The organism is Flavobacterium sp. JLP, from assembly GCF_015350755.1.
GTDB lineage: Bacteria > Bacteroidota > Bacteroidia > Flavobacteriales > Flavobacteriaceae > Flavobacterium.
Genome location: NZ_JADKPS010000005.1, coordinates 277064 through 289810, shown reverse-complemented (window position 1 = coordinate 289810; position 12747 = coordinate 277064). Strand labels below are relative to the sequence as shown.

The 12747-nt window shown below is 35.8% G+C and carries 5 protein-coding genes; 3 read left to right on the top strand and 2 right to left on the bottom strand.

Going from position 1 to position 12747, the window contains the following annotated elements; all coding sequences use genetic code 11:
* Positions 1 to 121 precede the first annotated feature (121 nt).
* Positions 122 to 2983, bottom strand: coding sequence for a glycoside hydrolase family 2 TIM barrel-domain containing protein (locus IRZ83_RS14210; protein WP_194569730.1), 2862 nt, complete (start codon positions 2981 to 2983; stop codon positions 122 to 124).
* Positions 2984 to 3004: 21 nt separating this feature from the next.
* Positions 3005 to 4300: a rhamnogalacturonan acetylesterase gene (locus tag IRZ83_RS14205; RefSeq protein WP_228520700.1), complete on the bottom strand. Its 1296-nt coding sequence runs from the start codon at positions 4298 to 4300 to the stop codon at positions 3005 to 3007.
* Between the two features lie 317 nt (positions 4301 to 4617).
* Here IRZ83_RS14205 and IRZ83_RS14200 point away from each other — a divergent pair, with 317 nt between their 5' ends.
* The 3 genes from IRZ83_RS14200 (at position 4618) to IRZ83_RS14190 (ending at position 12694) form a co-directional block, all read left to right on the top strand.
* Positions 4618 to 8238 (top strand): DUF4450 domain-containing protein, encoded by a 3621-nt coding sequence (locus tag IRZ83_RS14200; RefSeq protein ID WP_194569726.1) that lies wholly within the window; start codon positions 4618 to 4620, stop codon positions 8236 to 8238.
* A gap of 234 nt (positions 8239 to 8472) precedes the next feature.
* Positions 8473 to 10599: a hypothetical protein gene (locus IRZ83_RS14195; protein WP_194569724.1), complete on the top strand. Its 2127-nt coding sequence runs from the start codon at positions 8473 to 8475 to the stop codon at positions 10597 to 10599.
* Between the two features lie 247 nt (positions 10600 to 10846).
* On the top strand, positions 10847 to 12694 hold the full coding sequence (locus IRZ83_RS14190; protein ID WP_194569722.1) for a rhamnogalacturonan lyase: 1848 nt from the start codon (positions 10847 to 10849) through the stop codon (positions 12692 to 12694).
* Positions 12695 to 12747 lie beyond the last annotated feature (53 nt).

The following is a 12747-nucleotide window of genomic DNA, read 5'->3' as shown; positions in this document are numbered from 1 at the left end:
GTAATCAAAATCATCGATTTTATAGATAAAGATTAAAACCTGAAACCTGATCCCGAAGCTTCGGCACTGAAACTTGAAACTTGAAACATGAAACTTGAAACATGAAACATGAAACTTGAAACTAAATCTTATCTCTAAAATCAAACCACAAATTCATTTTAATTCCGTCATCTCCGCTTTTAATACGAATGTTTGTCGGCTGACTTTGAGGTCCTTGCTGTTCTAAAGGTTTAAAATCTCGCATTGCTGGAATTTCATACATAAACGAAATATCTCCTTCCGGAAAAGCCGGTTGTGGGTTGCTTCCTGCAAAGCCATTTTTTGGCAAATCAGGCGTAAATAATCTCAAAAATAAATTATCATTTTCACTGAAAACTTTAAAGGAAGATGCTCCCGCTTTTAAATTTGCTCCCAATAAATTGGCATGATATCCTTTAAATTCAGGATAAATTAGATTCTCAAAACTTTCACCTGTAATGGTATTGTTATATTCTTTTTCCCAAATACCGTAAGTTGTTCCTTTAATTCTGTTTTTCCAAACATGATATGGACCTCTTCCAAACCATTTGATGCCAGTAACTTCTTTTTCAGGAAAACTAAACGTAATTCCAAAAGCACTGATTTTATCTTCAAAAAAAGCACCGTCAAAACCTTCTCCTCCAGATGCATTTTTAAGGGCAATTAATTCCATTTTAAATCTTCCGTCCGGTTCCATAATCCATTTTATAGAAGATAATCCGCCAGCATACGAAACACTGCAAACAGCTTTATCTCCTTCTTGCGAAAGCTGAATATCTTTTAATTTTGCTTTCATACCAATTGGGCGAGGTCCATTTGTAAGCGAAATAGTTGATGTTCCATTTTTAATAGACATGATTTCTCCAGTTGCAGCATCAAAAGTAACGGTAACATCGCTTCCTTTTAAAGTGATTTCATTTCCAGATTTTACGCCAGTTGCTTTTGCTTTTGTATTTTGAACGGCTAAAAATTTAGAAGCATAAAATTTAGCTTTATGAATAGGCCAAGTCCAAGTATAAATTTCTTTATTGAATTGATCATAAGCTGAGATCGATAAAATGTCGCCTTCCGCAAAATTGCTCGGAACCGCAAATTGAATTTTGCGTGTTTCACCTGGATCAATATTCGGAATTTCAATTTTTCCTTCACTTATTTCTTTAGAAGTTCCATTTGTATAAAGTACATTATTATCTGCTTTTAATACTTTAAATTCCATTTTGCAAGAATTCAAATTACTAAAAAGATATTCATTTTTAATGAGGAACGATCCGTCAAAATCTTCTGAAACCTGTTTCGGCTGAAATTGAATTGGCGCCCAAACTTCTTTAACTGTATAATAACTTCCTTCTCTTTCACGGTGAGGTCCAAGAATTCCATCCGCGGCAAGCGAACCTTTTGAGTCAAATTTTACATCTCCTGTCCAATCTGAGCGTTTTACAGCCTCATCTAGCATTGCCCACATAAAGCCTCCAGCAAAAAGCGGACTTTCCTTATAGCGGTTCCAGAAATCTTCCAGGGCTGCGCCGTGTCCGTTATCGTATGTTCCGTGCATGAATTCAGTTGGGAAAAATACATTTTCACCTGCGTTAAAACGATGCATTCCAGTTAAATAAGTAGGATAATGATGCGTGTCCCAGCCATTAAAATCAGCCCAAGGATGAATTACAATTCTCTTTTGTGGATCTTTTTCTGCAAAAACCTTATCAGTATCATAATTCCAACCGCCTTCATTTCCGTTATCCCAAATAATTACAGAGGCGTGATTCACATCGCGTGTAATCATTTCATTTGCTAATTTGGCTCCAGTCTCAGTATCGTACGAGTTTTGCCAGCCAGCCAATTCATTCAAAACAAAAAGACCTAGCGAATCACAAACTTCTAAAAAGTGCGTGTCCGGCGGATAATGCCCTCGAACCGCATTCATATTCATGTCTTTGATTAATTTGACATCTAATTCGCTGATGCGTTTGCTGGTGCTTCGTCCGCCTTCTGGCCAAAAAGAATGGCGGTTGATTCCCTTCATCAAAATTTTAGTACCGTTGACATAAATTCCGTCTTGTTTTTTAAATTCTAACGTTCTAAAGCCAATGCGTTTATTGTATTGATGAATTGTAGTTCCGTTTTGTTTTAAAACCAACTGCAAATCATATAAATTAGGATTTTCTGGATTCCAAGGTTTAATATTTTTCCATTGTGCTGCAATCGATTCCTTTATGCTTTTTGCTTTAATCGGAAAAGTAAAAGTTTGAAAATTTTCTCCATTTAATCCTTTAAGAGTGGCTTCTAAAGTTGTGTTTTTAGAAATATTTTTAAGATCCAAATCAACAGTCAGAGAGCCATCCATTTTTGGATTCACGGCAATATTTTCAATGTGAGTTTTAGGAGAAACTTCCAGCCAAACCGGACGATAAATACCTCCAAAAAGCCACCAATCTGCTCTTCTTTCTGCTGCATTTACTGATTTATTGGCAGAATGTTTCCAGACATGAACTTCTAAAGTATTTTTAACACCATATTTTAGTAAAGTTGAAATCTCATATTTAAATTCATAAAAACCGCCTTGATGAATTGCTCCCGCCAGTTTTCCATTTACTTTAACTTCTGTATCCGTCATCGCGCCTCCAAAAACAATCAAAACATCTTTGCCTTTATAATCGGCAGGAACCTCAAATTCGTATTTGTATAAGCCTTCTTCTTTGCTTGGTTCTTTTTGGTTCAATTCTTTGTACCATCTTCCATATGTATATTCGCCAAAACCTTCTAGTTCCCATTGCGACGGAACATTTATTTTAGACCAGGTTTTACTGTTATTTCCTTCCGTACAATAAAAATCCCATTGTACAGGATGTTCAAAATCTTTTCCGGAAAGATAAATTTTATTTGTTTGCTGTGCGTTGCTGTTTTGGGTCAGAAAAAGCGTAAACGCAATAATAGAGAGGTTTTTGATAGTGTTTTTTAGCAGCATAGTAATTGAATTCTTTGATGGTTAATTGCCATCTGGTTTTGAAATTTCAAAGCGAGCACTCATTGGTAGAGTCCAGTTCGAAATAGAATTTGGTTTTTTCGGATTGTAATTTGGTATTTCTTTTTTAATCTGTTTTTTTAATGGAATATCAAGCTCACGAATGCCGCTTAGTACACAAAGTGCGATCTCATTTGCTCCAAAACTATTAAAATGAGTATTGTCATCCAAAGCTTTTTCTTGTCCTGGAAAAGTATTGGCAGGGTATTGCACAAAAGCTTTTCTAGAAGGTTCGTCGCCCCAAGCTTCGTATAATTCTGTTGTTATTTTGGTAATGTCAATAAGCGCAATCTTATTTTTTTGTGCAACTGCGCGCATCGCATCAGGAAATTCGCCGTGTGTTTCTTTTAAAGTTCCGTTTTCATTAAAAAACCGGCGCTGTGTTGGCGTTACTAAAACCGGAATTGCACCTTTATCTTTGGCTGACTGAACAAATTCGGTTAATAAGATGGAGTACGATCCCCATGCGCCATTTCCTTCGCCTTTTATTTTTTCGTCGTTATGCCCAAATTCGACAAATAAATAATCTCCTTTTTTAATTTGAGTAAGAATCTTTTTTAAGCGGTTTCCAGCTTTAAAAGAACTCAGTGCTGAACCAGAATAAGCATAATTTGATACCACAACAGAATCATCAAAATAGTTTGTGATAAATTGTCCCCAAGAGGCCCAAGGCTCAACATCTTGATCTGTAACTGTTGAATCTCCCGCTAAATAAACAACGGTAAGATTATCTTTTGGCGTAATTTTTATACTTTGGATAGATGCTTCTCCCAAAAATTCTAGTGTCAGTTTATCATCCCAATCTAAAATATCTTTTTCTCTATCTTTTAGAGTAACATTAATATTGTCATCTATTTTTGGATTTCTCACATTTACGTTGAAAATTTTGGTAACTGTTTTTCCCTTTTTAATAAAAAGCTGATCGAGCATTAATCGTCGCGATTCTGCTTTTATAGTAACATTTGATTCTTTTTCAGAACTTCCGAGCAGAACTTCAATTTGATAATTTCCTTCAGGAAGTTTTACTGAAAAATAGGTTGGTTTTTCAACAGAAAAAGAATTAGAATTGATTTTTACATTCGAAACTGAGTTAAAATCAAAGCCATATCCTAAAGTTGAATTATAAACCAAAGCATTATTTATGATTTTTGCTTTTGAAGTTTTTAAAGCAGTTCCAAATTGAAATAATAGAGGTTTAGTATTTTTAGTACTATCAGCCGAAATTTCTTTTGATAAAATTAAATTTCCATTTGAATGCATAGCAAAGAAAACAGCTGGCATGCAAAGACAAAAAGAGACGAGTAATATTCTAATTTTTATCAATTTTTTGAGATTTTAATTTATTTGATTTTCAAATCTAGCGGTTCATTTTTGATATACTATCCTGTACTATGATGTTAAAAACAATTTGAAATCGCTAAAATTTAATATAGTTTTTATATTTAATGAATCAGGTAGGTACAGGATACTATACCACAAAAAAACAAAGAAATTGCATCATAATTATTGAATCAATAAAATAAATACATAATAATTTTATTTTATGTTTATTTATAATTAGTCATTTTTACCATTTTATGAAAACAAAACGGCATTCTATTCAAATTCTAATTGTGTTGTTCCTTTTATGTTCAGTTATAACATTTGGGCAGGAAAAAGCAGTTCGAAAAATTCATTATGCGCCTGATGGAAATAGTTTTGTATTAAAAAATGGTACCCGAAAATTCAATCGTGCTCTATACGGTTCTAATACCGGATTTAGAGTCGAAACGGGCGATTTGCCTGAATTTGCAATGTACATGCCAGGAATGGGAGGAAATCTTAAATTAGGTTTGATAAATGGAAAAGAAAGCAAATGGATTACCGAAGCATCAAAAATTGATACTCGTTATGTTTTGGGAACCATGTGCTACGAAATCCAAGACCCGATTTTAGGAAACGGAAAGCTCTTTATTGACGTTGTCGCTTTAAAAGAAAAAGAAGGTTTTATTGTAAAAGCTTATGGTAAAAATATTGATAAAAAAATCAATTTACTTTGGACTTTTGGCGGTGCAACCGGAAAGAAGTTCAGTCGTGACGGCGATATCGGTGCAGATCCAGAATCGGTCTTTTATTTACAGCCTGAATATTGCATCAATAATACATACACTTTAAATAAGGATTTTTTTTTACTGGAATACGGTTCAGAAAGCAACAAACAAAAAACAGGAAACAATAAAAGTCTGTTTGGCTTTTTTCCCGACTCAGAAACACATTTAGCCAATGCAAATCAGCAAAATTCGCCTTTAGAACTTTATAATGCTAAGCCAGAATCTTTGCCAGTCATTACTGGAAAAACAAAAAATGTTCAAAAAGATATTTATTGGCTATTTTCTACAGAAGATTTAAAACTTAATGTTTCGCAAAAAGGTTTAGCAGAGCTTTTTGATAAATCAGTTCAAGAAACAGCGATTTTAGCAAACAGAGTTAAAGTAGTAACGCCGGATCCTTATATTAATACTTTAGGTTCAGCTCTTTCAATAGCGGCTGACGGAATTTGGGAAAGTCCAGCTTATCTCCACGGCGCAATTGCATGGAGAATGTACCTGAACGCGTGGCGCGGCGCATATACTGCTGATCCTTTAGGATGGCACGACCGTGCAAAATCGCATTTCTCGAGTTACAGCAATTCGCAGGTTACAACGCCAGCAAACGGCCCAGTTGTTTTTGATACTGAAAAAAATTTAGCACGCCAGAAAGAAGAAATGGGAACATCTATGTTCAGCAGCGGTTACATCAGCCGTAGCCCGAATAAAAATACGATTCCGCATCATTACGATATGAATTTGGTTTTTATAGACGAAATGTTGCGTCATTTTAAATGGACAGGTGATACAGCTTTTATAAAAGAAATGTGGCCAACCATTCAGAGACATTTAGATTGGGAAAAAAGAAATTTTGATGCAGATGGCGACGGACTTTATGATGCTTATGCGTCGATTTGGGCTAGCGATGCTTTACAATATAGCGGAGGAGGCGTGATTCATTCCTCAGCTTATAATTATTACGCGAATAAGACAGTTGCAGAAATTGCTAAAAATATAAACGAAGATGCCAATCCATTTTCTGCGGAAGCGGATAAAATTATAAAAGCCACAAATGATCAGCTTTGGTTAAAAAATAAAGGAATTTTTGCCGAATATAAAGATGCTCTAGGAAATAGATTATTACATGAAACGCCGGGAATCTGGAGTATTTACCATACAATCGATTCTGAATTGTCAACGCCTTTTGAGAGTTATCAAATGTTGAGTTATATTGATAATCAGATTCCGCATATACCCATTTCGGCCGAAGGATTAGATAAAAAAGACCTTTATGTAATTAGTACAACAAATTGGCAGCCGTATACTTGGTCGATCAATAATGTGGCTTTGGCTGAACAATTGCATACTTCTTTGGCTTTCTGGCAAGGAGGAGAAGCCGATAAAGCCTACACAATGTGGGAAAGTGCATTGATAGAAAGTATGTATCTCAGTCCTTCGCCAGGAGGTTTTGAACAGCTGATGTATCAAGATGCAATGCGAGGTGAATTGTACCGAGATTTTGCAGACCCAATTGGTATGGCGTCGAGAACTTTGGTTGAAGGTTTGTACGGAATTCAGCCTGACGCAATCGCTGGAGTTTTGACTATTCAGCCCGGTTTTCCTTCAAAATGGGATAATGCTTCTTTAGAAATTCCAGATGTTTCTTTTTCTTTTAAAAGAGAAAATAAGACAGATACTTATCATATTGAAAATCATTTTACTTCAAAAATGAATTTAAAATTGGTTCTCAGCGCCCCTTATGACAGAATCGAAAGCATTACCGTAAACGGAAAAGCGCAGAGTTGGAAAGTGATTCCGGAAAGTATCGGAGCACCAAAAATTAGTATCGAAGCGCCTTATAATTCAGTTTATGACATTAAAATAAATTGGAAAGGCGGTACTCTAGAAAAAATGTTTTCGAAATTAAATTATGCTTCAGGCGACGCACTGCATTTAATAACGGCTAAAGCTGAAATTGTTTCGGTTTATGATCCGCAATCTTTTTTAGGGGAAATTTCGAAGACAGAGAAAACTTTTCATTCTAGTGTAAAGGGAGATGGAAATAAGATGTTTTTTTTGCAGCTGAAACAAGGCGATTTTGCATGGTGGCATCCTTTAGAAATTATACTAAAATCTAAAATTGAATCGCAGGTAAAACTTTCTAATAGTATTTTAGAAATTTCGCTTAAAAACAATACAAACCAAAAGATTGAAGGAAATGTGGTTTTTGATGCTTCCGCTAAAGAAAATCAGGATAAAATTATTTTAGATTTAAAAGAGCATCAATCAATTCAAATTCCCGTTCAGGATTTAATGCCGGGAACAAATAGCTTTTCAATAAAAAACGATTCAAAAGTTATTCAAAAAATAACTTTTACGAATTGGGATATCCCTCTAAACTCTAAAAATAAATTTGAAACAGTTTCGCTTTCAGCTTTTTTTAATGCAAAAGTTACCGATATTTTTAATAACGAATATGTATCACCAAGACCCAAAACCACGTCAATCCAACTTCCAAAACAAGGAATTGGGAATTGGTGTTATCCAAATTTAGCTGTAAAAATTGATGATTCTGGCTTGCGCCAAAAAGCAAAAGCAAACGGACAGATTAGAACTCCAGAAGGGATTTCGTTTCAAACACCATCTGATGAAAATCAGAAAAATATTGTTTTCACTTCTATGTGGGATAATTATCCTGAAAGCATTAATATACCGCTTGAGGGAAAAGCTTCACACGCTTATTTTATGGTTGCCGGAACAACAAACCCAATGCAAAGCCGTATGATAAATGGCGAAATAAAATTCGAATATACAGACGGAACTTTTGAGATTTTACAGTTAAAAAATCCAGAAAACTGGTGGCCAATCGAACAGGATTATTTTACAGACGGATTGGCGTTTACGACAGATGCTCCAAAACCGCCAAGAGTTTATTTGAAATCAGGTGAAGTTTCAAGGAATTTTAACCATTTCAGCATCATAAAAGGATTTACAAATTATGGTGTTGACGGCGGCGCTGCAACAATTTTAGATTTGCCACTGAACAAAAATAAAACATTAAAAAGCCTGACTCTTAAAACAATTGCCAATGATGTGGTGATTGGTTTGATGAGTTTGACGTTAATCAGGTAATTAGTTTAATTAGAGAATGTGTCAATTTGAAAAGTAGATAATGTGGAATGAGAAAAACGAAATATGAAGGACTGTTTTATTTTCTTATAACACAATATTGTCATCCCGAGGAACGAGGGATCACACTAGAAATTCTTCACAGAATGTCGCCAATCGTTGTCTAGCTACTAGTGTGATTTCTCCTTCGTCGAAATGACAATACTGTGAGAACTGTAACTGTTAAAAAATAACCAAATGAAAAAACAACTTTTAATTACTTTATTTCTAATTGCGATTTCGTTATCGGCACAGCAGAAAATTGACCGAAAAGCATTAGTAAATCGCCATAATATTCAAATTTCTGCTATAGATACTTTGGCTTCTTTAACTGTCGGAAACGGTGCTTTTGCTTTTACTGTTGATGCTACTGGACTGCAGACTTTTCCAAAAACCTATCAGCACGGAATTCCGCTTGGAACACAGTCAGAATGGGGCTGGGACAGTTATAAGAACACAAATGGTTATAAATTCTCAGAAACTTTAAAAGATTACAAACAGTACGGAAGGGATATTTCATACACCGTTCAGATAAAAGAGCCCGCTCGAAAAGTTGAAGCGGTAAATTGGTTTCGCCAAAATCCTCATTTATTGCAATTGGGAAATTTAGGTTTTGAAATTATCAAAAAAGACGGAAGTGCAGTAATCCCATCAGACATAAAATCGATTTCTCAAAAGTTGAATTTATGGACTGGAGAAATAGAAAGTTATTTTGAAGTTGAAGGAATTCCAGTTACCGTTTTAACGGTTTCACATCAGCAAAAAGACGCAATTGGCGTAAAAGTAAAATCAGATTTATTACAGCAAAAACGCTTAAAAATAAGTTTGAGAATTCCGTTTCCAACTGGAGATTGGGCCGATATGGGAACAAAATGGGAGGGAAAAGAAGATTATAAAAGTACGCTTGTCGAAAAGTCAAAAACAGAAGCTGTTATAACGCATGTTATGGACAGCATTTCGTATAACGTCAGTTTGAATTGGAAAGGAAATGCGCAGATAAAAAAGACTTCGGATCATTATTTTGTTATTGAAGCATCAAATACGAATACTTTAGAATTGAGTTGTCTTTTTGCTTTAGCAGATAAAAAAGTTTCAAATTCATCTTTCGCAGAAATCGAAAACAGCAGTATAAAAGGCTGGGAACAATTCTGGAAAAGTGGTGCTGCGGTAGATTTTTCAGGAAGCACAGATCCGCGTGCAAAAGAACTGGAAAGAAGAGTTATACTTTCTCAATATTTGACAAAAGTACAATGTACTGGAAAAATACCTCCACAGGAAACGGGATTAACTTATAACAGCTGGTATGGCAAACCGCATTTAGAAATGCATTGGTGGCACGGTGTTCATTTTGCACTTTGGGGGAGACCAGAATTATTGGAAAAAAGTCTTCCGTGGTATCAAAAGGTTTTTGATAAAGCAAAAAATATAGCAAAAAGACAAGGTTTTGAAGGCGCAAGATGGCAAAAAATGACCGACCCCGATGGTAATGAAAGTCCGTCATCAGTGGGATCATTTTTACTTTGGCAGCAGCCGCATTTTATTACATATGCCGAATTAATGTACCGCGACAAACCAACAAATGCGACATTAAATTTATACAGCGAACGTGTTTTTGCAACAGCAGATTTCATGGCTTCGTTTGCAAATTATGACAGTAAAACCGATCGTTATGTTTTGGGACCCGGTGTAATTCCGGCACAAGAACGCTTTAAGGCGATGGAAACTTTTAACCCAACTTATGAATTGGCTTATTGGAATTGGGCCTTAAAAACAGCAATCGTGTGGAAGAAAAAATTAAACCAAAAAGTACCTGAAAAATGGGAAAATGTGTTGGCTAAGTTATCTCCATTACCCGTTGCAAATCAAGTTTATCTGGCAACAGAAAGCGCAACTGATTCGTACACAAACCCAGAATTCAAAACCGATCACCCATCTGTTTTGGGAACTTTTGGCATGTTGCCTGAAACTTCTCTTTTGGATAAAAAAATCATGAAAAATACTTTTGATCTGGTTTGGAATACTTGGTCCTGGGATAAAACTTGGGGTTGGGATTTTCCGATGACAGCAATGACAGCAGCGCGTTTGCAAATGCCTGAAAAAGCAATTGATGCCTTGTTTATGAACGTGACAACAAATACGTATTTAAAAAACGGACATAATTATCAAGCAGAAAGATTGACGTTATACCTTCCCGGAAACGGAGGTTTATTAACAGCAGTTGCTATGATGTGCGCTGGATGGGATGGAAATACGGAAGAAAATCCAGGTTTTCCAAAAGACGGAACATGGAAAGTAAAAAGCGAAGGATTTAAGAAGTTTTTTTAGTTTTTAGAGATGCTAAGATACTAAGTTGCTAAGGTTCTGAGTTGCTAAGGTTTTTGAGTTTAGTTTGTCATTCCGAGGAACGAGGAATCACACACGAAACTCGACAAAGATTTGTAATTCTCGTTGCGGAGCTACTCGCGTAGATTCCTCGTTCCTCGGAATGACAAGAAGACTAAAAAAATCTGCGCAAATTTGCTAAAATCATTAATCTGCGTGAAAATTTACAATTAAAATAATCAAGCCAATTATGAAAAAAATAATTCCACTACTATTATTGCTTTTATCAGCTTCCCTTTTTGCGCAAAGGCAAATGGAAAACCTTGATCGAGGCATAATTGTTATAAAAGACAAAGGCCAATTTTTTATTGGATGGCGCGTTTTAGGCACAGACTCTGATGCTTTAGCTTTCAATTTATATCGAAAAAGCGGTTCAAAAAAAGCAATCAAATTAAACGATAAACCTATAACTGGCGCAACTAATTTTCTGGATACAAAGGCAAATGCTCAGGAAGAAAATACTTGGTTTGTAAAAACGGTTTTAAAAGGAAAAGAAACGGATGCAAAAGGAAGTTTTACGATTCCGGCTTCTAGTCCAGATAAAGATTATTTGTCAATTGCTATAAAACCGGTTGAAGGTTATATTCCAAATGATCTTTCAACAGGCGATTTAGATGGAGACGGAAAATATGATTTGATCGTCCATATGACGGGAAAAGCACATGACAATTCGCATACCGGAATTACGGATCCTCCTATTTTTCAGGCGTATACTTTAGAAGGCAAGTTTTTATGGCAGATTAATTTAGGAAAAAACATCCGCGAAGGCGCACATTATACACAATTTATGGTGTATGATTTGGATGGCGACGGAATTTCAGAATTTGTCTGTAAAACGGCGGACGGAACAACGGACAGCCAAAATAACGTAGTAGGAGATGCCTCAAAAGATTGGGTCGATAGGGATCCTGCTTCAGGTACTTTTGGAAAAATTTTAAAAGGACCTGAATTTCTTTCTGTTTTTGATGGAAGAACCGGAAAACTAATTACAACAGTAGATTATATTGCTGAAAGAGGTGATCTTGCTGGCTGGGGCGGACATGGAGGCAGTGGGGGAAATGATACAAAAGGAAATAGAATTGATCGTTTTACGGCTTGTATTGCTTATTTAGACGGCATACATCCGAGTGTTGTAATGTGCCGAGGGTATTACGGAAGAACCGTTTTAGCCGCTTGGGATTTTAAAAACGGCAAATTAACTTCGAGATGGGTTTTTGACAGTAAAGATGCCGAAAATCCGTATTCTGGAATGGGAAATCACGGACTTACAGTTGCGGATGTAGATAACGATGGAAAAGATGAAATAATTTACGGCTCGATGTGTGTTGACGATAATGGAAAAGGATTGTATACCACAGGTTTTAGACACGGTGATGCTTTGCATGTCTCTGATCTTGATCTGGATGTTCCAGGTTTAGAGGTTTTTGGAATACACGAAATAGAAAACGGAACAACTGGACCTGGAGTAACTTTGGTTTCAGCAGCCGATGGAAAGGTTTTGTTTACGGATTCAATCAATGAAGATGTCGGCAGAGGCGTTGCAGATAATATTGACCCGACTAGAAAAGGTGCACAATGCTGGTGGTCAGGCTCTCCCAATTTATATGACATGAAAGGAAAAGTGATAGGAAAAGCACCAAGCTCTATTAATTTTTTAATTTACTGGGATGGTGACACTTCAAGAGAATTACTGAATTCAAATTATATTGATAAATACGATAAAGGAAGATTATTTACAGCAACAGGAGCAGTTTCTAATAATGGAACAAAATCTACACCAGCACTTTCTGCAGATCTTTTTGGAGACTGGAGAGAAGAGCTGATTCTGAGATCTGAAGACAATACAGAGTTACGAATTTATTCTACGACAATTCCAACCGAAATTAGGCAATACACTTTGATGCATGATCCTCAATACAGATTGAGTATCGCTTGGCAAAATGTAGGTTACAATCAGCCTCCTCATACAAGTTTTTACATGGGAAAGGACATGATGCCGGCGCCTAAGCCAAATATTTTTTTGGTGGTTAAGAAATAGCTTTTATTTAAGGTGCTAAGATTCTAAGATACTAAGGTTCTAAGGTTTTTTTA

What these genes read in the sequence shown, in the direction of transcription:
- IRZ83_RS14210 (WP_194569730.1), bottom strand. Translation starts at nt 2,983, where the DNA reads ATGCTGCTAAAAAACACTATCAAAAACCTCTCTATTATTGCGTTTACG.
- IRZ83_RS14205 (WP_228520700.1), bottom strand. Translation starts at nt 4,300, where the DNA reads ATGCATTCAAATGGAAATTTAATTTTATCAAAAGAAATTTCGGCTGAT.
- IRZ83_RS14200 (WP_194569726.1), top strand. Translation starts at nt 4,618, where the DNA reads ATGAAAACAAAACGGCATTCTATTCAAATTCTAATTGTGTTGTTCCTT.
- IRZ83_RS14195 (WP_194569724.1), top strand. Translation starts at nt 8,473, where the DNA reads ATGAAAAAACAACTTTTAATTACTTTATTTCTAATTGCGATTTCGTTA.
- IRZ83_RS14190 (WP_194569722.1), top strand. Translation starts at nt 10,847, where the DNA reads ATGAAAAAAATAATTCCACTACTATTATTGCTTTTATCAGCTTCCCTT.